Genomic DNA, 21,521 nt, shown 5'->3' on the forward strand with positions numbered 1-21,521 from the left:
AGCGCGGCCAGTTATCGTGCGGTATAACGACGATTAAATATCGATATTTGCCGCTTTCAGGGCGTTCTCTTCGATGAAGGCACGACGTGGTTCAACCGCATCGCCCATCAGGGTCGTGAACAGCTGGTCCGCGGCAATCGCGTCCTTAACGGTCACGCGCAGCATGCGGCGGCTTTCCGGATCCATGGTGGTTTCCCACAGCTGGTCCGGGTTCATTTCGCCCAGACCTTTATAGCGCTGGATCGCAAGACCACGACGAGACTCTTTCACCAGCCAGTCCAGCGCCTGCTCGAAGCTGGCTACCGGCTGACGACGTTCGCCACGCTCGATGAACGCATCGTCTTCGATCAGGCCGCGCAGCGTCTCGCCGAGCGTGCAGATACGACGGTATTCCGGACCGGTCACAAACTCGTGCTCCAGCGGATAGTCGGTGTCAACGCCGTGGGTACGCACGCGAATAATAGGCTCGAACTGCTTATCGGCGTTCTGCTGGATATCGCATTTCCACATGCTGCCGTGCTGCTCTTTTTCGTTCAGATCGGTCACCAGGGCATTCACCCAGCGGGTCACGGTCTGCTCGTCGCTCAGATCGGCTTCGGTCAGGGTCGGCTGATAAACCAGCTCCTTCAGCAGCGTTTTCGGATAACGGCGTTCCATACGCGTAATCATTTTCTGCGTGGCGTTGAACTCGGACACCAGACGCTCCAGCGGCTCACCGGCCAGTGCAGGGGCGTGCGAGTTCGCGTGCAGGGTCGCGCCATCAAGGGCGATCGCGATTTGGTACTGATCCATCGCTTCGTCGTCTTTAATGTACTGTTCCTGCTTGCCTTTCTTCACCTTGTACAGCGGCGGCTGTGCAATGTAGACGTGACCACGCTCAACGATTTCAGGCATCTGACGATAGAAGAAGGTCAACAGCAGCGTACGAATGTGCGAGCCGTCAACGTCCGCATCGGTCATGATGATGATGCTGTGGTAGCGCAGTTTGTCCGGGTTGTACTCATCACGGCCGATGCCGCAGCCCAGCGCGGTAATGAGCGTCGCCACTTCCTGAGAAGAGAGCATCTTGTCGAAACGGGCTTTCTCAACGTTGAGGATTTTACCCTTCAGCGGCAGGATAGCCTGGTTCTTACGGTTACGGCCCTGCTTCGCAGAACCGCCCGCGGAGTCCCCTTCCACGAGGTACAGTTCGGACAGCGCCGGGTCACGTTCCTGGCAGTCAGCCAGTTTGCCCGGCAGGCCTGCTAAGTCCAGCGCGCCTTTACGACGGGTCATTTCACGGGCCTTACGCGCCGCTTCACGGGCACGCGCCGCATCGATAATTTTACCCACAACGATTTTCGCGTCGGACGGGTTTTCCAGCAGGTATTCGCTCAGCAGTTCGTTCATCTGCTGTTCAACCGCCGATTTCACCTCGGAAGAGACCAGCTTGTCTTTGGTCTGGGAGGAGAACTTCGGATCCGGCACCTTCACGGAGACAACGGCAATCAGGCCTTCACGGGCATCGTCACCGGTGGCGCTGACTTTTGCTTTCTTGCTGTAGCCTTCTTTGTCCATGTAGGCGTTCAGGGTACGGGTCATTGCCGCACGGAAGCCTGCAAGGTGCGTACCGCCGTCACGCTGTGGAATGTTGTTGGTGAAGCAGTAGATGTTTTCCTGAAAACCGTCGTTCCACTGCAGCGCCACTTCCACGCCGATACCGTCTTTTTCGGTTGAGAAATAGAAGATATTCGGGTGAATAGGCGTTTTGTTCTTGTTCAGATACTCAACGAACGCCTTGATACCGCCTTCGTAGTGGAAGTGGTCTTCTTTGCCGTCACGCTTGTCGCGCAGGCGGATAGAGACGCCGGAGTTCAGGAACGACAGTTCGCGCAGGCGTTTCGCCAGGATGTCGTACTCGAATTCGGTGACGTTGGTGAAGGTTTCATGGCTCGGCCAGAAACGCACCATGGTACCGGTTTTGTCGGTATCGCCGGTAACGGCCAGCGGTGCCTGCGGCACGCCGTGCGTATAGAGCTGACGGTGAATTTTGCCTTCGCGCTGGATAACCAGCTCCAGCTTCTGCGACAGGGCGTTAACCACGGAGACGCCTACGCCGTGCAGGCCGCCGGAAACTTTATAGGAGTTATCGTCAAACTTACCGCCTGCGTGCAGCACGGTCATGATCACTTCCGCAGCAGAGACGCCCTCTTCCGGGTGAATACCGGTTGGGATGCCACGACCATCATCGGTGACGGAGACGGAGTTGTCCGCATGGATGGTGACCACGATGTCTTTACAGTGACCCGCGAGCGCTTCGTCGATAGCGTTATCTACCACCTCGAATACCATGTGGTGCAGACCGGTGCCGTCATCCGTGTCGCCGATATACATACCCGGGCGCTTACGCACCGCATCCAGCCCTTTCAGGACTTTGATACTGGAGGAGTCATAAGAATTCGACATCAACGTTTCTCGCTCATTTCAACTTGGGTTAATCCGTTATTTTACCCTTTTCCACGGTAAACATCTTCGAATTTTCGTCCGACATGTCTATAACGTGTTCAGCACTAATGGCGCTGACGAAAACCTGCGACTGAGTGGCTTTTAAGCGGCTGGCAAGCAGCCCGCGCCGCGCGTCGTCAAGTTCCGAGGCAAAATCATCTATCAGGTACAGGCAGCGTCTTCCGCTCTCGCGGGTGAGAAACTCTCCCTGTGCCAGGCGCAGCGCACACATCAGGAGCTTGAGCTGCCCGCGCGACAGCGTGTCTTCCACCGGTGCACCGTCGGCACGAATGCGGAAATCCGCCTTGTGCGGGCCGTGCGCGGTATAGGTCAACATGCGGTCGCGCTCGAAGCTTCTCTCTAACACCTCGGCATAATCCGTCTCTTTCTCCCAGCCACGCTGGAAAGAGAAGGAGAGAGAGAACTCGGGTAAAAACTGTTTGCAGGTGTCGGCCATGTCTTCGGCGATACCTGCGCTGTATTCGGCACGCCAGTTGCTGATTTGTTCCGCGAGAGGGATTAACTCCATGTCCCACGGACGCAGCTGGGCGTAACGGGTAACCTGGCGCAGTGCAGCGTTACGCTGCTTGAGCAGACGCTTCAGATTGCTCCAGGCGTTAAAGAAACCGGCTTCGTTGTGAAAGCATCCCCAGTCGAGGAATGCTCTTCTGTATTTGGGGCCGCCGTTGAGTAAAGTAAACCCCTCCGGCGTAATCAGCTGCATTGGCATCAGCAGCGCCAGCTCCGCCACTTTATGGCCGTCGGTGCCGTCGATGCGCACCTTGCTGTCGCCCTGCTTGTCTTTGGTCAGGCCGATCGCGGTTTCCCGCTCCGCCCCCTGCAAACGCCCGTGCAGAACAAAGGATTCCTGCTCGTGGCGAATGACGCGACCAATCTGCAAACTGCGAAACGCCCGACCGTGGCCGAGCGTATAGATGGCCTCAAGCACGCTGGTTTTGCCGCTGCCGTTTGCGCCAACCAGGAAGTTAAAGCCAGGGGATAAAGCGAGATCCGCGCTTTCAATATTGCGAAAGTCGCGGATCAACAGACGGGTGAGCGACATTACAGTCTCATTGGCATAACAACATAGGCAGCCGACTGTGATGCGGCATCTTCAATCTGTACGCTTGAAACGGAGTCGGTCAGCAGAATGCGCACGTTTTCGCATTTCAGCGCATTCAGCACATCCAGTACATAGCTGACGTTAAAGCCGATTTCCATCTCGGTTCCGGCGTAGGTGACGTCCAGAATCTCTTCTGCCTCTTCCTGCTCCGGGTTGTTAGCGGTGATTTTGATCTGGTTTTCACTCACGTACAGGCGCACGCCGCGGAATTTCTCGTTGGAGAGAATGGCTGCACGGGCAAAGGCCTGCTTGAGGCTATCGCAGCCCGCTTCCAGCGTTTTGTCCGGATTCTTCGGCAATACGCGGCGATAATCCGGGAAACGACCGTCAACCAGCTTCGAAGTGAAAACAAAATCGCCCACGTGTGCGCGGATGTTGTTGCTGCCGATCTGCACTCGCAGCGGCGTGTCGCCGCCGTCGAGCATACGCATCAGCTCAATCACCCCTTTACGCGGCACGATCACCGAATGGTTTGGCAGCGCGTCGCCAATCGGCATAGAACAGACCGCCAGACGGTGGCCGTCGGTGGCTACGGTACGCAGCTCTTCACCTTCGGTTTCGAACAGCATGCCGTTTAAGTAGTAACGGACGTCCTGATGCGCCATGGAGAACTGCGTGGCTTCAATCAGACGCTTCATCGTCGCCTGCGGCAGGGTGAATTCAACTTCGCTCTGCCAGTCGTCCAGGTTCGGGAAGTCCGCAGCAGGCAACGTGGAGAGCGAGAAACGGCTGCGGCCAGAGCGCACCAGCATACGGTCGCCTTCCAGCTGCACGGCGATTTCAGCGCCTTCCGGCAGCCCGCGGCAGATATCAAAGAATTTACGTGCCGGAACCGTGGTCGCGCCCGCGTCGTGCGGCTGCGTCAGCGTAACGCGCGCGATCATTTCCATTTCCAGATCTGTACCGGTCAGCGACAGCGTACCGTCCGCGACCTGAAGCAGCAGGTTTCCGAGAATAGGCAGCGTTGGGCGGCCACCTAATGGGCCACTCACCTGTTGCAGCGGTTTTAATAAATGTTCACGTTCAACGGTAAATTTCATAGCGTCACGATGATAATGTTCTGATTAAATTGGAAAAATCTTCTTTTATGTCGTGGCTTTCTTCGCGTAACTGCTCAATCTTACGACAAGCGTGCAGCACGGTCGTATGGTCACGGCCACCAAACGCATCCCCGATTTCCGGCAGACTGTGGTTGGTTAACTCCTTTGCCAGCGCCATCGCCATCTGACGCGGACGCGCCACCGAGCGGGAACGACGTTTAGACAGTAAATCTGCCACTTTGATCTTGTAGTACTCAGCCACCGTCTTTTGAATATTGTCGATAGTGACCAGTTTTTCCTGCAATGCCAGCAAATCGCGCAGCGCTTCACGCACAAAATCGATGGTGATCGCACGACCGGTAAAGTTGGCATTGGCGATAACGCGGTTCAGCGCCCCTTCCAGCTCACGCACGTTGGAGCGCAGACGCTTGGCAATGAAGAACGCCACTTCGCCCGGCAGGCGAATGTCGTTTTCATCGGCTTTCTTCATCAGGATCGCGACGCGGGTTTCCAGCTCCGGTGGCTCGATCGCCACGGTCAGGCCCCAGCCGAAGCGGGATTTCAGACGATCTTCAACGCCGTTGATCTCTTTTGGATAACGATCCGAGGTCAAAATGATCTGCTGATTGCCTTCCAGCAGGGCATTGAAGGTATGGAAAAACTCTTCCTGCGATCGTTCTTTATTCGCAAAGAACTGGATGTCATCGATGAGCAGCGCGTCAACTGAACGATAGTAGCGTTTAAACTCTTCGATCGCATTGTTTTGCAGGGCTTTTACCATGTCCTGAACGAAGCGCTCGGAGTGCATATACACCACTTTGGCATTGGGCTTGCGGGCCATTATGCCGTTACCCACCGCATGCAGCAGGTGCGTTTTACCCAGACCCGTGCCGCCATAAAGGAACAGCGGGTTGTAGGCCCCACCGGGATTATCAGCAACCTGACGAGCCGCCGCGCGCGCCAGCTGGTTCGACTTACCTTCAACGAAGTTATCGAACGTGTGTTTCACGTTAACGTTAGAGCGGTAGGTTGGCTCAGCCGGTGCAGGGACATTATCCCAGCCCTGACGAGCGGGTGCGACGCGAGGGGCCGGAGCAGGCGCGGCCTGAGCGGGCGCTGCTACGTTCACGGTTTCACGAACGGTTTGGGTGACCGGCTTTGTGCCCACTTCAAAGCGCAGCTGCGGAGCATCTGACCCGCAGAAATCGTTCAGCAGTCCATTGATGTTATTAAGGTACTTGTCCCTTACCCAATCGAGCACAAAACGGTTTGGCGCATACAAAGCCAGCGTGTTATCGCTCAGTTCCGCCTGCAACGGGCGGATCCACATACTGAATTCTGTGGCTGGTAACTCATCCTGCAATCGGGCAAGACACTGCTGCCAAAGCGAAAGTGACACGGCGGACTCCACTCGAACAATAAAAGAAAACTATTGAATATTCATGATTGTTGGCGCACATCGACATGACCCTGTGCAAAAGGGTGATGTGCGAACCGCTATCTGCGGTTATACACTTCATCGTTCAAGCCGTCTCTGCGTTGGCTGCACTTGCTCGCCCCAGTCACGTACTTGTGTACGCTCCAGAGGACTCGCCCCTTTGCCGCCTTGATACAGCGTGAACGATTTTGTGTCATACCCGGCCAGGATCGCTGGATCCCGATCGGGACCGCGGATCATAGCCTAAACTGAGCCAGAGATCTTCTGTTTCTCACAGATTCTTCCCGATTTATCCACAGGAAGATCCGGAACCGGATAAGTGTAAACGATCCTGGCGCCAGTGCCCCACGATTTAGTCCGCATATTGGAAAAATTAATGAGCACAGACAATTTATTGCTTAAATGATCTAACGAAGATCCGGGACGATCCTTGCGCTTTGTTGGCGAGGCCGTATAATCCTCGACCCGGCGCGTGATGCTCATCTTCCTGCGTCGTCCGTTGCTCATTTTCCACGCGAAAACGTGCGGAAATACGCGGGAAATAAGGAAAGAGAATTGACTCCGGAGTGTACAATTATTACAATCCGGCCTCTTTAATCACCCACGCTGAGGCGTTAGTCGTTCGAAACTCGTTCGGGTATACGCAAAAGTCAGTGAATTTATTCAAGTTTAGGTAGAAATCGCCATGAAACGCACTTTTCAACCGTCTGTACTGAAGCGCAACCGTTCTCACGGCTTCCGTGCTCGTATGGCTACTAAAAATGGTCGTCAGGTTCTGGCACGTCGTCGTGCTAAAGGCCGCGCTCGTCTGACCGTTTCCAAGTAATAAAGCTAACCCCTGAGTGGTTAAGCTAGCATTTCCCAGGGAGTTACGTTTGTTAACTCCCGCTCATTTCACTTTCGTCTTCCAGCAGCCACTACGGGCTGGCACGCCGCAAATCACCATCCTCGGCCGCCAAAATTCGCTGGGGCATCCCCGCATCGGTCTCACAGTCGCCAAGAAAAATGTTAAGCGTGCGCATGAACGCAATCGGATTAAACGTCTGACGCGTGAAAGCTTCCGTTTACGTCAGCACGAACTGCCTTCAATGGATTTCGTGGTGGTGGCGAAGAAAGGGGTTGCCGACCTCGATAACCGTGCTCTCTCGGAAGCGTTGGAAAAATTATGGCGCCGCCACTGTCGCCTGGCTCACGGGTCCTGATAGCCCTCATTCGGGTCTATCAACGCCTGATTAGTCCGCTACTCGGGCCGCACTGCCGTTTCACACCAACATGCTCAAGCTACGGAATTGAGGCATTGCGCAGGTTTGGAGTGATAAAAGGCAGTTGGTTGACGGTGAAACGCGTATTAAAATGCCACCCTTTACACCCCGGTGGAGACGACCCCGTCCCCCCAGGACCCTTTGATACCAGAGAACACTAACGATGGATTCGCAACGCAATCTTCTTATCATCGCTTTGTTGTTCGTGTCTTTCATGATCTGGCAGGCATGGGAGCAGGATAAAAATCCTCAACCCCAGCAGCAGACCACGCAGACTACGACCACCGCAGCGGGTAGCGCCGCCGACCAGGGCGTACCGGCCAGTGGCCAGGGGAAACAGATTACGGTTAAGACCGATGTGCTTGAGCTGACAATCAACACCCGTGGTGGTGATGTTGAGCAGGCGCTGCTGTTGACCTACCCGAAAGAGCTGAAGTCTAACGAACCGTTCCAGTTACTGGAAACCACGCCTGAGTTTATCTACCAGGCGCAGAGCGGCCTGACCGGTCGTGATGGCCCGGATAACCCGGCTAACGGTGCGCGTCCACTGTATAACGTCGAGAGCGACACCTTTGTACTGGCTGATGGTCAGAACGAACTCGCGATCCCGATGACGTACACCGACGCCGCAGGCAACACCTTCACTAAAACCTTCACCCTGAAACGCGGTGAATATGCGGTGAACGTGGGCTACAGCGTACAGAACGCCAGTGCGAAACCACTGGAGCTGTCGACCTTTGGCCAGCTGAAGCAGTCCATCAATCTGCCGTCTCACCGTGACACCGGAAGCAGCAACTTTGCGCTGCATACCTTCCGTGGCGCGGCGTACTCCACGCCAGACGCGAAGTATGAGAAATACAAATTCGACACCATTGCCGATAACGAAAACCTGAACGTTAGTTCCAAAGGCGGTTGGGTTGCGATGCTGCAACAGTATTTCGCAACGGCCTGGATCCCAAACAACGACGGTACGAATAACTTCTATACCGCGAATCTGGGTAACGGTCTTGCAGCCATCGGCTACAAATCCCAGCCGGTTCTGGTTCAGCCGGGTCAAACCGGTAAGATGGCAAGCACCCTGTGGGTCGGCCCGGAAATTCAGGACAAAATGGCCGCTGTTGCGCCGCACCTGGATCTGACCGTCGATTACGGCTGGTTGTGGTTCATCTCTCAGCCGCTGTTTAAGCTGCTGAAGTTCATCCACAGCTTCCTGGGTAACTGGGGCTTCTCCATCATCGTTATCACCTTCATCGTTCGTGGCATCATGTACCCGCTGACTAAAGCGCAGTACACCTCCATGGCGAAGATGCGTATGCTGCAGCCGAAGATTGCGGCGATGCGTGAGCGTCTGGGCGATGACAAACAGCGTCAGAGCCAGGAAATGATGGCCCTGTATAAAGCAGAGAAAGTAAACCCACTGGGTGGTTGCTTCCCGCTGCTGATTCAGATGCCAATCTTCCTTGCGCTGTACTACATGCTGATGGGTTCCGTTGAGCTGCGCCACGCGCCGTTCGCACTGTGGATCCATGACCTGTCCGCACAGGACCCGTACTACATCCTGCCGATCCTGATGGGCGTGACGATGTTCTTCATCCAGAAGATGTCGCCGACCACCGTGACCGACCCGATGCAGCAGAAGATCATGACCTTTATGCCGGTCATCTTCACCGTGTTCTTCCTGTGGTTCCCGTCAGGTCTGGTGCTGTACTATATCGTCAGCAACCTGGTGACCATCATCCAGCAGCAGCTGATTTACCGTGGTCTGGAAAAACGTGGCCTGCATAGCCGCGAAAAGAAAAAGTCCTGATTCGGTAAGTTAACGCTAAAATAAGGGCGGTCGATTGACCGCCTTTTTTATTTGTATTGAACGAGACCAACCATGAGCCATAACGACACTATCGTCGCCCAGGCAACCCCACCGGGACGCGGTGGTGTAGGCATTCTGCGTATCTCCGGCCTGAAGGCGCGCGAGGTGGCCGAAGCGGTGCTGGGTAAACTGCCAAAGCCGCGCTACGCTGATTACCTGCCGTTTAAAGATACCGACGGCACGCCGCTGGACCAGGGCATTGCGCTGTGGTTCCCTGGCCCGAACTCCTTTACCGGCGAAGACGTGCTGGAGCTGCAGGGCCACGGCGGCCCGGTTATCCTCGACCTGCTGTTAAAACGTATCCTGACCCTGCCTGGCCTGCGCATTGCGAAGCCGGGCGAGTTCTCCGAGCGTGCCTTCCTCAACGACAAGCTCGACCTGGCGCAGGCAGAAGCGATTGCAGACCTGATCGACGCCAGTTCTGAACAGGCGGCCCGCTCCGCCCTGAACTCGCTGCAGGGGGCATTCTCCGCGCGCGTAAATCACCTTGTGGAAGCACTTACTCACCTGCGGATCTACGTGGAAGCGGCTATCGACTTCCCGGATGAGGAGATCGACTTCCTCTCTGACGGTAAAATCGAAGCGCAGCTCAACCAGGTGATGGCCGATCTCGACGCCGTTCGCGCCGAAGCGCGCCAGGGCAGCCTGCTGCGTGAAGGGATGAAGGTCGTTATCGCCGGACGTCCTAACGCCGGGAAATCGAGCCTGCTGAACGCCCTGGCGGGCCGTGAAGCGGCAATCGTCACCGACATTGCCGGCACCACCCGCGACGTGCTCCGCGAGCATATCCACATAGACGGCATGCCGCTGCACATCATTGATACCGCCGGCCTGCGCGATGCCAGCGACGAGGTTGAACGCATCGGTATCGAACGCGCCTGGCAGGAGATCGAACAGGCAGACCGCGTGCTGTTTATGGTGGACGGCACCACGACCGACGCCGTTGACCCGGCAGAAATCTGGCCAGACTTTATCGCCCGTCTGCCGGCGAAACTGCCCATCACCGTGGTACGCAACAAAGCGGACGTCACCGGCGAAACGCTGGGCATCAGCGATGTGAATGGTCACTCACTGATTCGCCTGTCCGCGCGTACCGGTGAAGGCGTTGAAGACCTGCGCAACCATCTCAAGCAGAGCATGGGCTTTGACATCAGCATGGAAGGCGGTTTCCTCGCGCGTCGTCGTCACCTGCAGGCGCTGGAAGAGGCGGCAAACCACCTTGTTCAGGGTAAAGCGCAGCTGATCGGCGCATGGGCGGGCGAACTGCTGGCGGAAGAGCTGCGCCTGGCGCAGCAGAATCTGAGCGAAATCACCGGGGAGTTTACGTCGGACGATCTGCTGGGACGGATCTTCTCAAGCTTCTGTATTGGTAAGTAATTCCCGCTAATCCATGGTGATTTCCTCCCGGGAAATCACCATTGTCCAAATGGCAACTCGCCTAATCCCTTTTCACCCCCTATCCTGCATGCCTGCATCTATGGGGGGTTTATGGCGCGTTTTCTGTTTTGTAGTTTCGCATTAGTTCTGCTTTATCCGTCCGGCATTGATATGTATCTGGTGGGATTACCGCACATCGCCCGCGATCTGGGCGCCAGCGAAGCGCAGCTCCACATCGCGTTTTCGGCTTACCTAGCGGGGATGGCGTCGTCGATGGTGTTTGCCGGGAAGATCGCGGATAAAGCAGGCCGTCAGCCTGTCGCCATAACGGGCGCCATCATTTTTGCCCTGGCTTCTCTTATCTGCTCACTGGCGCAAAACAGCACGCTGTTCCTGGCCGGACGGTTTATCCAGGGCATTGGCGCCGGTGGCTGCTACGTCGTCGCGTTTGCCATTTTGCGCGACACCTTAAGCGCCCAGCGTCGCGCCAAAGTGCTTTCGATGCTGAACGGTATTACCTGCATCATCCCGGTGCTGGCCCCGGTCGTGGGATATCTGATCATGCTGAAATTCCCGTGGCAGAGCCTGTTCTGGACCATGGCGGCGATGGGCGCGCTGGTGTTTGTCCTGTCCATCGCCGTGCTGAAAGAGACCCACCCGGGCTCGCAGAATACCGGTCATACCGTAGCCATTCACCCAGCCGAGAAGCTGCTTAACCGCTTTTTTCTCAGTCGTCTGGCCGTGACCACGTTAAGCGTGGCGGTGATCCTGACCTATGTAAACGTTTCCCCGGTTTTACTGATGGAAACCATGGGCTTCGATCGGGGTGAGTATTCAACGGTGATGGCATTAACCGCCATGGTCAGTATGGCAGTGTCGTTTTCTACCCCGTTTGCGCTAAATGTTTTTAGCCAGCGTACGTTGATGCTGACCTCACAGGTTTTATTCCTCACGGCAGGCGCGATCCTGGCAACCGCCAGCTCGCATGCGGTAATGCTGGCCGGCATTACCCTCATTTGCGCCGGGTTCTCGGTTGGCTTTGGCGTGGCGATGAGTCAGGCGCTTGGTCCCTTCTCGCTGCGGGCAGGCGTAGCAAGCTCGGTGCTGGGAATTGCGCAGGTCTGCGGCTCGTCGCTGTGGATTTGGCTGGCGGCGGTCATCGGGCTTAACGCGCTGAATATGCTGATCGGGGTTCTGATTGGCTGTAGCATACTGTGCATCACCTTACTTATGGTCATCCAGCCCGCGGCGCATTATGAAGAAGCCCATCAGCAGTCTCGATCTTAACCTGTTGCTGTGCCTGCAGCTTTTGCTGCAGGAGCGCAGCGTCACCAAAGCGGCGAAACGGATGAACGTGACGCCGTCTGCGGTGAGTAAATCGCTGGCCAAGCTGCGTGACTGGTTTGACGACCCGCTGTTTGTCAAAACGCCGTTGGGGCTGCTGCCGACCCCGCTGACGGTAAGTCTGGAGCAGGATCTGGCTGACTGGATGCAAATCGGCAACCAGATCCTCGATAAATTCCACCATGATTCCCCGGGCGGGCTAACGTTCGTGCTGGCCGCCGAAACGCCGTTGATGCTGATCCGCTTTAACGCCCTGCTGGAGCAGGTGAACCAGCGCTATCCGCAGGCTACGGTGAAGATGCGTCACTGGGATTACGACTCGCTGGACGCCATTACGCGTGGAGAGGTGGATCTGGGATTCACCGGACGCGAAACGCACCCGCGCTCGCGTGAATTGCTGAAGCTAATGCCGTGGTTCATCGACTATGAGATCCTGTTCAGCGACCGTCCGTGCGTGTATCTGCGTGAGGATCACCCCGCGCTACAGGACGAATGGAACCTAGAGACCTTCCTGCGCTACCCGCACATCAGCATCTTCTGGGAACGCAGCGACACCTGGGCACTGGACGAAGTGCTAAAGGAGATGGGTCGGGAGAGAAACATTGCCATGAGCGTGCCGGGCTTTGAGCAGTCGATGTTTATGGCGGCGCAGCCCGGCCATAACTATATCGCCACGGCTCCGCACTACTGCCATCACTACAATCAACTCCACCAGCGGAAGCTGATCGCGCTGCCCATTCCCATTGACGAAGCGCAGGCTGAAAAGCTTACCGTTCCCTTCACGCTGATCTGGCATAAACGGAACAGCCATAATCCGAAAATCCTCTGGCTGCGGGAAACCATCAAGGCGCTGTACGGTGCCAGCGATCCAATTTTTGCCTAAGAAAATGTAAAGTTCGGTCCTGAGGCTTCTCTTACTCCCATTTACTGATTAAAACAGGAGTCAAGTTAAGCGATAATCATGTAACCGTTTAACCGATTACGACCATTATCAAGGAGCGAAAAATGGCTACGCACTTTGCAAGAGGGATACTTACGGAAGGACGTCTCGTATCGGCAAGAATTTCTTCAGCCTGTCACAATGAAGCACTCACTCTCCCGGAACACCGCAGAACGCGGTTTTTAGCTTCCCGGGCGCTTCTCGCAGAACTGCTGTTTATGCTGTACGGCACCAGCGAGCTGCCGGACATCATTACCCAACCCGAAGGTCGCCCGATCTTTGCCGACCCGGATCTCCCTCGTTTTTCGATTGCCTACGCGGGCAATATCATTGGCGTCGCGCTGACCACCGAAGGGGATTGTGGGCTGGATATGGAACTTCAGCGCGCGACACGTAGCTTCCATGGCGGTAATGCGCATGAAGACTATCCGCTCTCCAGCAATGAGAAGCTGTGGGTACGCAACCAGAACGATCCTGTCGAAGCCCGAGCCCAGCTCATTACCCTGCGCCAGAGCATCCGAAAGCTCTGTGGATGCGCCTCAGACGACGCCAGCCTGCTGCAGCTGCTGCCAGGCTCCGGACGTCTGCGTGCCGCCCAGGCCACGCTGGTAGAGGCGCTCAGTGACGCAGAGGATGTGCTCATTTGGTCCATTGCGGTTACCCCCGCCATCGAACGCATGAAAATCTGGGAATTTGACAGCCAACAGGGATGGCGTAGCCTTCCTGATGTGCCCGAGCGCGCCAACGAGCCCGCCGCACGCCTGATGCGTTTAACCAGTTTACCGGCAGAAAAAGCATTCACCCTTAGCTGATCCAATCAGGGTCATCATGATGAAACAGGAGTAATCATGTCTGATACGTTGAAAGTAGTTACGTTACTGGGAAGCCTGCGCAAAGGTTCATTTAACGGGATGGTTGCCCGCACGCTGCCACAGCTGGCACCGGCAGGAATGGAAATTAGCGCCCTGCCGTCTATTGGCGATATTCCGCTGTATGACGCTGACGTACAGCAAGAAGAGGGTTTTCCGCAGAGCGTTGAGGCGCTGGCAGAGCAGATCCGCCAGGCCGACGGCGTGGTCATCGTCACGCCGGAGTACAACTATTCGGTTCCGGGTGGCCTGAAGAATGCCATCGACTGGCTGTCCCGCTTACCTGAGCAGCCGCTGGCAGGCAAGCCGGTGCTGATCCAGACCAGCTCAATGGGCGCGATTGGCGGCGCGCGCTGCCAGTATCATCTGCGCCAGATCCTAGTGTTCCTGGATGCGATGGTCATGAACAAGCCGGAATTTATGGGTGGTGTGATTCAGAACAAGGTCGACCCACAAACGGGTGAAGTGGTGGATCAGAGCACGCGCGATCATCTGTCTGGCCAGCTGACGGCGTTTGGGGATTATATTAAGCGGGTGAAGGCGTAAGCTTATTGCAGCCTGATGCCCTTACCCTGGCCCTCTCCCACAGGGAGAGGGAACAAACATTAAAGCCCTTTTCGAAGAAAAGGGCTTGCTGTTTATTTGGCGTCAATAAACACAATCTTCAGCACAAACAGCAGCGCCACAACGATGACGCAAGGGCTGAGGTCGCGGAAGCGGCCGGTACCGATCTTCATTACGCAGTAAGAGATAAAGCCCAGCGCGATACCTTCGGTAATCGAGAAGCTGAACGGCATCATCACGGCGGTAATAAACGCCGGCACCGCTTCGGTTAAATCATCCCACTTCACGCGTGACAGGCTGGAGGTCATCAGCACCCCCACATAGATCAGCGCGCCGGCTGCCGCATACGGAGGAACCATACCCGCCAGCGGAGAGAGGAAGATCACCAGCAGGAACAGAATACCCACAACCACCGCCGTCAGGCCGGTACGGCCGCCCACGGACACGCCGGAAGACGATTCAATGTACGCGGTAACGGACGAGGTTCCGATAAAAGCACCGGTCACAGAGGAGACGCTGTCCACAAACAGCGCCTGCTTCATGCGCGGGAATTTCCCTTTTTCATCCGCCAGGCCCGCTTTATCGGTCACGCCAATCAGCGTGCCGGAGGAGTCAAACAGGTTGACCAGCATGAAGGAGAAAATCACGCCCGCCAGGCCCAGGTTCAGGGAACCCGCCAGATCGACGTGACCAATCACGGTAGAGACGCTCGGTGGCGCGGAGACGATACCGTTATAGTGAACGTCGCCCAGCATCCAGCCCAGCAGGGTGGTGACAACGATGGACACCAGCACCGCCGCGTGAATATTACGGGAAGCCAGGATCGCGATGATAAAGAAGCCCAGCACGCCCAGCAGCACGTTATGAGAGGTCAGGTGACCGATGCTCACCAGCGTATCCGGGTTCGCCACGATAACGCCGGCGTTTTTCAGCCCCATCATACCGATGAACAGACCGATACCGCTGGTGATGCCCACGCGCAGGCTCACGGGAATGTTCGCAATCATCCAGTAACGCACGCGGAAAATGGTCAGCAGCAGCAGGCCAACCGCGCCCCAGAAGATGGCGCCCATGCCAACCTGCCACGGCAGACCCATAGCCTGAACCACCACGAACGCGAAGAACGCATTCAGGCCCATTGCCGGTGCCAGCGCAACAGGCAGGTTAGCGAACACACCCATCAGGATGCTGCCAAGAGCCGCGATCAGACAGGTTGTCACGAAGACGGCGCTGGTATCCATGCCAGCGACGCCCAGAATTTGAGGGTTCACAAAAACGATATAGACCATCGTCAGGAAGGTGGTGAAACCAGCGATCACTTCGGTGCGTGCCGTTGTGCCGTGCTCGCGCAGTTTAAAAACGCGCTCAAGCAGACCCTGACCAGATGTCTGGGTAGTGTGTTGTTGACTCATCATCAATTCCGAACAAGGAGGGAAAATTCGTCGCTATCCTATACCAAAATGCGACAATAGTGGCGGTTACGTGATACTTTTTTCATTGATTTTGCTTATACGGCAACGATTGCGTGCCGGCGAACTGCCGTACGTAAACGTTAAACTTGTTAAAAGGGAAAGGCATGTCCGGAATTGAAGCGGTATTTTTCGACTGCGACGGTACGCTGGTCGACAGTGAGGTCATTTGTTCCCGCGCGTATGTCACCATGTTCCAGGAATTTGGCATTACGCTGGAACTCGAAGAGGTGTTTAAACGCTTTAAGGGCGTAAAGCTCTACGAGATCATCGACATCATTAACGAAGAACACGGTGTGAATCTGGCGAAAGCCGATCTGGAACCGGTGTACCGCGCCGAGGTCGCACGCCTGTTCGACTCCGAGCTGGAGGTTATCTCCGGAGCTAACGCGTTGCTGGATGCGATGACGGTGCCAGTCTGCGTCGTCTCTAACGGCCCGGTCAGCAAAATGCAGCACTCGCTGGGCAAGCTTGAGATGTTGCACCATTTCCCGGAAAAACTGTTCAGCGGCTACGATATCCAGCGCTGGAAGCCAGACCCGGCGCTGATGTTCCATGCGGCAAAAGCGATGAACGTCAACGTAGAAAACTGCATTCTGGTGGATGACTCGTCTGCGGGCGCGCAGTCGGGGATTGATGCGGGGATGGAGGTGTTTTACTTCTGCGCCGACCCGCACAACAAGCCGATCGATCATCCCAATGTCACGACCTTTACCGATCTGGCGCAGCTGCCAGCGCTGTGGAAGGCGCGCGGGTGGGATATTACTCGCTGAGTTTTCCCCTCACCCCGACCCTCTCCCCAGGGGAGAGGGAGAAAACCGAATTGTCCCCTCTCCCTGTGGGAGAGGGTTAGGGTGAGGGTAAAAATCACTCTTTCGGATCTTTACCCGCCAGCAGCTTGTCCAGCTCGTCGCCGCCCACGTGACGGAAGTCCTGACCTTTCACGAAGTAGAAGATGTATTCGCAAATGTTCTGGCAGCGGTCGCCGATACGCTCAATAGAGCGCGCGCAGAACAGGGCGGTCAGTACGCTTGGGATCGTACGTGAATCTTCCATCATGTAGGTCATCAGCTGACGCACGATGCCTTCATACTCCTGGTCGACCTTCTTGTCTTCACGGTAGATACGCACCGCTTCGTCCAGGTCCATACGCGCAAAGGCATCCAGCACATCGTGCAACATCTGCACGGTGTGGCGGCCCAGCGACTCCAGGCTCACCAGCAGCGGCTGGTGCTGTTGAGAGAACTTCTCCAGCGCGGTGCGGCAGATTTTATCCGCAACGTCACCAATACGCTCCAGCTCGGCGATGGTTTTGATGATCGCCATTACCAGACGCAGATCGCTCGCCGTCGGCTGGCGTTTCGCGATAATGCGCACGCAGGCCTCGTCGATAGCGACTTCCATCATGTTGACGTTTTTGTCGCCTTCAATGACGCGCTTCGCCAGCTCGCTGTCCTGGTTGTGCATTGCCGTAATCGCATCAGAAAGCTGCTGCTCGACCATGCCGCCCATGGTCATTACCTGGGTGCGAATGCTTTCCAGCTCTGCGTTGAACTGGCCGGAAATGTGTTTATTAAGATTGAGGTTGTCCATGGTTTCTCCACATGCACTAAGGCAAATCAACCGTAGCGGCCAGTAATATAATCTTCGGTTTGTTTCTTCGCGGGCCTGGTGAACAGCGCGTCCGTATCGCTGAACTCAATCAACTCGCCCAGGTACATAAACGCCGTGTGATCGGAACAACGTGCAGCCTGCTGCATGTTATGGGTCACGATAACCACGGTGTAATCCTGCTTCAGCTCGGTGATCAGCTCTTCAATACGGCCGGTTGAGATCGGGTCCAGCGCTGAACACGGCTCATCCAGCAGCAACACTTCCGGGCGAATAGCAATACCGCGCGCAATGCACAGACGCTGCTGCTGACCGCCGGAGAGAGAGTAACCGCTCTGGTGCAACTTATCTTTGGTTTCGTTCCATAATGCGGCCTTGGTCAAAGCCCACTGCACGCGCTCGTCCATATCGGCACGGGAGAGTTTTTCAAACAGACGCACGCCAAACGCGATGTTGTCGTAAATCGACATCGGGAACGGCGTTGGTTTCTGGAACACCATCCCCACTTTGGCGCGCAGCAGGGCGATATCCTGCGCCTGGGTCAGAATGTTTTCACCGTCCAGGATGATTTCACCCTCAGCGCGCTGCTCCGGATAGAGCGAATACATTTTGTTAAAGGTGCGCAGCAGCGTGGATTTCCCACAGCCGGACGGACCGATAAATGCCGTGACCTGGTTCTTCGCGATATCCAGGTTGATGTTCTTCAGGGCATGGAATTTGCCGTAGTAGAAGTTCAAATCACGAACCTGAATCTTACCCGGGGCAGTATCAACCATACTCATTGACTCATTTCCTCATTCGGCGCCGCGAGCTGCCGCGCCGTAAAAAATTAACCGTGTTTCTTCTTCGCGAAAATGACGCGCGCCAGAATGTTCAGCAACAGTACGCAAAGGGTAATGATCAGCACTCCGGCCCAGGCCAGCTGCTGCCATTCCGCGAATGGGCTCATCGCAAATTTAAAGATCGTCACCGGCAGGTTGGCGATCGGCTGCATCATGTCCGTGCTCCAGAACTGGTTGGAGAGAGACGTAAACAGCAGCGGCGCCGTTTCACCCGCGATACGCGCAACTGCCAGCAGGATACCGGTCATGATCCCGGAGACGGACGCCTTCAGCGTAATCGCAGAGATCATCTTCCATTTCGGCGTACCCAGCGCATAAGCCGCTTCGCGCAGGCTGTCCGGCACCAGTTTCAGCATGTTCTCGGTGGTACGAATAACAATCGGCACCTGCAGCAGCGCCAGGGCAATAACACCCGCCCAACCGGAGAAGTGTTCCATCTGCGCCACCACCACGGTGTAAACAAACAGACCCACGACGATAGAAGGTGCAGACAGCAGAATGTCGTTGATGAAGCGAATGACTTCCGCCAGCCAGGATTTACGACCGTATTCAGCCAGGTAGATACCCGCCATGATGCCCAGCGGCGTGCCGAAGACCGTCGCCCAGAGGATCAGCAAGCCGCTGCCCGCCAGGGCATTCGCCAGGCCACCACCCGCCGTGTTCGGCGGCGGCGTCATTTCGGTGAAAAGCGACAGTGACATCCCGTCAATCCCGCGAACGACCGTCGAGAAGAGGATCCAGACCAGCCAGAACAGGCCGAATGCCATCGTCGCCATAGAGAGCGACAGGGCAATACGGTTTTTCATGCGGCGTCTGGCCTGCATTTTGCGGCGGGATTCCGCCAGTTCAGCGGTTGCTTGCATTTCGAGAGTTGCCATTAGCGTGCCCCCTCATTTTTAGCGAGGCGCATAATCATCAGCTTGGAAATCGCCAGAACAATAAAGGTGATAACAAACAGAATCAGACCCAGCTCCATCAGCGCCGCCACGTGCAGCCCGGATTCCGCTTCTGCAAATTCATTCGCCAGCGCCGAGGTAATACTGTTACCCGGCATGTAGAGCGACGCGCTGTCGAGCTGGTAGGTGTTACCGATGATAAAGGTGACCGCCATGGTTTCACCCAGCGCACGACCCAGGCCCAGCATCACGCCCCCGATCACCCCATTTTTGGTGAACGGAAGGACAATGCGCCAGATAACTTCCCAGGTGGTGCAACCGATACCGTAGGCCGACTCTTTCATCATCACCGGCGTTTGTTCGAAGACATCGCGCATAACCGCCGCAATGTACGGAATAATCATGATGGCGAGGATCACACCTGCCGCCAGAATGCCGATACCGAAAGCCGGGCCAGAGAACAAGGCACCCACAAACGGAATGGCGGAAAGCACGTTACCGACCGGTTCCTGGAAATACGTGGCGAACAGCGGAGCAAAGATGAACAGGCCCCACATGCCGTAAACGATACTTGGAATGGCCGCCAGCAGTTCGATAGCAATACCCAGCGGGCGTCGCAGCCAGCCCGGCGCCAGCTCCGTCAGGAACAGGGCAATACCAAAGCTCACCGGAACCGCAATCAGCAGGGCGATGAACGAGGTCACCAGCGTGCCGTAAATCGGCACCAGGGCACCGTAGATGTCGTTCGGCGCGTCCCACTCTTTGGTCCACAGGAAGGAAAAACCGAATTTCTGGATGCTCGGCCATGAGGAGAAAATCAGAGACACGATAATGCCGCCCAGCAGCAATAGCACAATCAGCGCAGCCAGTTTCACCAGCGCGCTGAAAATCATGTCACCTTTTTTACCCGGAGGGTTAAATGCAGGCTTGGTTGCAGCCATAAATTACTCTTCTGTTTGAGACGTTTTTACGAATATGCCCGGTGGCGCTGACGCTTACCGGGCCTACAGCTTAAACCGTAGGGCGGGTAAGCGCAGCGCCACCCGCCATCTTCGTTAAATATATCCTGTTAGTACAGCGCTTTACCGCTGCTGTCTTTCACGTTGGTTTTCCATGCAGCGCGAATCTGCTCAACCACGTTGTCCGGCAGGGTGGCGTAATCCAGGGCGTTAGCCTGTTTGCCGCCGTTTTTGTACGCCCAGTCGAAGAACTTCAGCACTTCGGCGCCCTGCTCAGGTTTCTTCTGCTCTTTGTGAACCAGGATGAAGGTGGTAGAGGTGATTGGCCATGCACCTTCGCCTTTCTGGTTAGTCAGATCCTGCGCGAAGGATTTGCTCCAGTCAGCGCCTTTCGCCGCGTTAGCAAAGTTCTCTTCGGTCGGGCTAACCGGTTTGCCGTCGGCTGAAACCAGTTTGGTGTAGGACAGGTTGTTCTGCTTAGCGTACGCATACTCTACGTAACCAATTGAGCCAGGCAGACGCTGTACGAACGCGGCGATACCGTCGTTACCCTTACCGCCCAGACCGGTTGGCCAGTTAACGGTAGAGCCGGAGCCGACTTTAGATTTCCACTCTTCGTTCACTTTTGCCAGGTAGCTGGTGAACACGAAAGAGGTACCGGAACCATCCGCGCGGCGAACCACGGCGATGTTCTGAGAAGGCAGCTTCAGGCCTGGGTTGAGTTTAGCGATCGCTTCGTCATCCCATTTTTTGATTTTGCCCAGGTAGATGTCACCCAGCGTTTTGCCGTCCAGCACCAGCTCACCCGACTTCACGCCCGGCAGGTTGATGGCCAGAACCACACCGCCGATCACGGTAGGGAACTGGAACAGGCCTTCCTGAGCCAGTTTGTCATCAGACAGCGGAGCGTCTGATGCGCCGAAATCAACAGTGTTCGCGGTAATTTGTTTAACGCCACCGGAGGAGCCGATACCCTGATAGTTAACCTTGTTACCGGTTTCTTTCTGGTAGGTATCCGCCCATTTGGCATACACCGGCGCAGGGAAGGTTGCACCAGCGCCAGTCAGGCTTGCTTCTGCAAATACAGAGAACGCGCTCAGAGATAAGGTCGCGGCGACAACAGTTGCGACAGTGGTACGCATAACTTTCATAATGTCTCCTGCAAGATTTTCGTAAATCGTTGTTTAGTGGCTACGATGAGCAAAATAGGACAAACAGGTGACAGATAAATGTACGAATTATGACAGTTTTATGACAACGTAAATTTCACTTAAAAACAAGCAAAAGAAAGCTTATTTTTCATCGCGTTAGCCGCTTTTATGACAAGAGGTTTTCAGAAATATTTTCTTTATGTGACACTGAAAAAAGTAGCTGAAGATGACAAAATGTCATTATTAAAAACGAGAAAGGATTGATTAAAAACAAGCCGGGCAGGA

At 55.7% G+C, this 21,521-nt stretch carries 20 protein-coding genes; 10 read left to right on the forward strand and 10 right to left on the reverse strand.

All coding sequences use genetic code 11. The features are described from left to right. Nucleotides 1-33 precede the first annotated feature (33 nt). The 4 genes from gyrB to dnaA are packed head-to-tail and all read right to left on the reverse strand — an operon-like array spanning nucleotide 34 to nucleotide 6,046. A complete protein-coding gene (gyrB, locus tag ACWKXN_RS20245) occupies nucleotides 34-2,445 on the reverse strand; it encodes a DNA topoisomerase (ATP-hydrolyzing) subunit B (protein WP_023333933.1) in 2,412 nt (803 codons plus the stop codon). 28 nt (nucleotides 2,446-2,473) lie between these two features. Then, entirely contained in the window at nucleotides 2,474-3,547 is a 1,074-nt protein-coding gene (gene recF, locus ACWKXN_RS20250) for a DNA replication/repair protein RecF (protein ID WP_045888262.1), read from the reverse strand. Further along, a complete protein-coding gene (dnaN, locus tag ACWKXN_RS20255) occupies nucleotides 3,547-4,647 on the reverse strand; it encodes a DNA polymerase III subunit beta (RefSeq protein WP_023309804.1) in 1,101 nt (366 codons plus the stop codon). The genes recF and dnaN overlap by 1 nt, the downstream gene beginning before the upstream one ends. A 4-nt stretch (nucleotides 4,648-4,651) precedes the next feature. Next, the gene (gene dnaA, locus ACWKXN_RS20260) at nucleotides 4,652-6,046 is read right to left on the reverse strand and encodes a chromosomal replication initiator protein DnaA (protein WP_010426558.1); all 1,395 of its coding nucleotides are present in this window, start codon (nucleotides 6,044-6,046) and stop codon (nucleotides 4,652-4,654) included. Between the two features lie 724 nt (nucleotides 6,047-6,770). On the opposite strand from dnaA, the gene rpmH reads away from it, so the two are divergent. From rpmH to ACWKXN_RS20305, 9 genes are all read left to right on the forward strand, one after another. Continuing rightward, nucleotides 6,771-6,911 (forward strand): 50S ribosomal protein L34, encoded by a 141-nt coding sequence (gene rpmH / locus ACWKXN_RS20265; protein WP_000831330.1) that lies wholly within the window; start codon nucleotides 6,771-6,773, stop codon nucleotides 6,909-6,911. A gap of 16 nt (nucleotides 6,912-6,927) precedes the next feature. After that, nucleotides 6,928-7,287 carry a ribonuclease P protein component gene (gene rnpA / locus ACWKXN_RS20270; protein WP_032640303.1) on the forward strand — a complete coding sequence of 120 codons (360 nt, stop codon included), beginning with the start codon at nucleotides 6,928-6,930 and terminating at the stop codon, nucleotides 7,285-7,287. Next, a complete protein-coding gene (gene yidD / locus ACWKXN_RS20275; protein ID WP_001307474.1) occupies nucleotides 7,251-7,508 on the forward strand; it encodes a membrane protein insertion efficiency factor YidD in 258 nt (85 codons plus the stop codon). The genes rnpA and yidD overlap by 37 nt, the downstream gene beginning before the upstream one ends. Nucleotides 7,509-7,510: 2 nt before the next feature. Beyond that, nucleotides 7,511-9,154 carry a membrane protein insertase YidC gene (gene yidC, locus ACWKXN_RS20280; RefSeq protein WP_033144356.1) on the forward strand — a complete coding sequence of 548 codons (1,644 nt, stop codon included), beginning with the start codon at nucleotides 7,511-7,513 and terminating at the stop codon, nucleotides 9,152-9,154. A gap of 72 nt (nucleotides 9,155-9,226) precedes the next feature. Continuing rightward, nucleotides 9,227-10,591 (forward strand): tRNA uridine-5-carboxymethylaminomethyl(34) synthesis GTPase MnmE, encoded by a 1,365-nt coding sequence (gene mnmE / locus ACWKXN_RS20285; RefSeq protein ID WP_454544265.1) that lies wholly within the window; start codon nucleotides 9,227-9,229, stop codon nucleotides 10,589-10,591. Between the two features lie 111 nt (nucleotides 10,592-10,702). Continuing rightward, nucleotides 10,703-11,878 (forward strand): MdtL family multidrug efflux MFS transporter, encoded by a 1,176-nt coding sequence (locus tag ACWKXN_RS20290; RefSeq protein WP_454544266.1) that lies wholly within the window; start codon nucleotides 10,703-10,705, stop codon nucleotides 11,876-11,878. After that, nucleotides 11,847-12,818: an HTH-type transcriptional regulator YidZ gene (gene yidZ, locus ACWKXN_RS20295; protein WP_029741480.1), complete on the forward strand. Its 972-nt coding sequence runs from the start codon at nucleotides 11,847-11,849 to the stop codon at nucleotides 12,816-12,818. Before ACWKXN_RS20290 ends, yidZ begins: the two co-directional genes overlap by 32 nt. Before the next feature lie 122 nt (nucleotides 12,819-12,940). Next, entirely contained in the window at nucleotides 12,941-13,687 is a 747-nt protein-coding gene (locus ACWKXN_RS20300; protein WP_047059239.1) for a 4'-phosphopantetheinyl transferase family protein, read from the forward strand. 36 nt (nucleotides 13,688-13,723) lie between these two features. Beyond that, on the forward strand, nucleotides 13,724-14,290 hold the full coding sequence (locus tag ACWKXN_RS20305; RefSeq protein ID WP_023309798.1) for an NADPH-dependent FMN reductase: 567 nt from the start codon (nucleotides 13,724-13,726) through the stop codon (nucleotides 14,288-14,290). Between the two features lie 92 nt (nucleotides 14,291-14,382). Here the strand turns inward: ACWKXN_RS20305 and adeP are convergent, their stop codons facing one another. Beyond that, nucleotides 14,383-15,720, reverse strand: a complete 1,338-nt coding sequence (gene adeP, locus ACWKXN_RS20310) for an adenine permease AdeP (RefSeq protein WP_023309797.1) — start codon at nucleotides 15,718-15,720, stop codon at nucleotides 14,383-14,385. 164 nt (nucleotides 15,721-15,884) lie between these two features. Between adeP and yieH the strand changes: the two genes are divergently transcribed. Beyond that, entirely contained in the window at nucleotides 15,885-16,550 is a 666-nt protein-coding gene (yieH, locus tag ACWKXN_RS20315; protein ID WP_211438807.1) for a 6-phosphogluconate phosphatase, read from the forward strand. Between the two features lie 94 nt (nucleotides 16,551-16,644). Here the strand turns inward: yieH and phoU are convergent, their stop codons facing one another. From phoU to pstS, 5 genes are all read right to left on the reverse strand, one after another. Then, a complete protein-coding gene (gene phoU, locus ACWKXN_RS20320) occupies nucleotides 16,645-17,370 on the reverse strand; it encodes a phosphate signaling complex protein PhoU (protein WP_008500182.1) in 726 nt (241 codons plus the stop codon). Between the two features lie 26 nt (nucleotides 17,371-17,396). Beyond that, nucleotides 17,397-18,170, reverse strand: coding sequence for a phosphate ABC transporter ATP-binding protein PstB (gene pstB, locus ACWKXN_RS20325; RefSeq protein WP_010426574.1), 774 nt, complete (start codon nucleotides 18,168-18,170; stop codon nucleotides 17,397-17,399). Between the two features lie 47 nt (nucleotides 18,171-18,217). Beyond that, nucleotides 18,218-19,108 (reverse strand): phosphate ABC transporter permease PstA, encoded by an 891-nt coding sequence (gene pstA / locus ACWKXN_RS20330; protein WP_023309794.1) that lies wholly within the window; start codon nucleotides 19,106-19,108, stop codon nucleotides 18,218-18,220. Then, nucleotides 19,108-20,067 (reverse strand): phosphate ABC transporter permease PstC, encoded by a 960-nt coding sequence (pstC, locus tag ACWKXN_RS20335; protein WP_023309793.1) that lies wholly within the window; start codon nucleotides 20,065-20,067, stop codon nucleotides 19,108-19,110. The genes pstA and pstC overlap by 1 nt, the downstream gene beginning before the upstream one ends. Before the next feature lie 128 nt (nucleotides 20,068-20,195). After that, nucleotides 20,196-21,236, reverse strand: coding sequence for a phosphate ABC transporter substrate-binding protein PstS (gene pstS / locus ACWKXN_RS20340; RefSeq protein ID WP_008500186.1), 1,041 nt, complete (start codon nucleotides 21,234-21,236; stop codon nucleotides 20,196-20,198). Between the last annotated feature and the right edge of the window lie 285 nt (nucleotides 21,237-21,521).

It is taken from the genome of Enterobacter sp. UPMP2060, assembly GCF_053709655.1.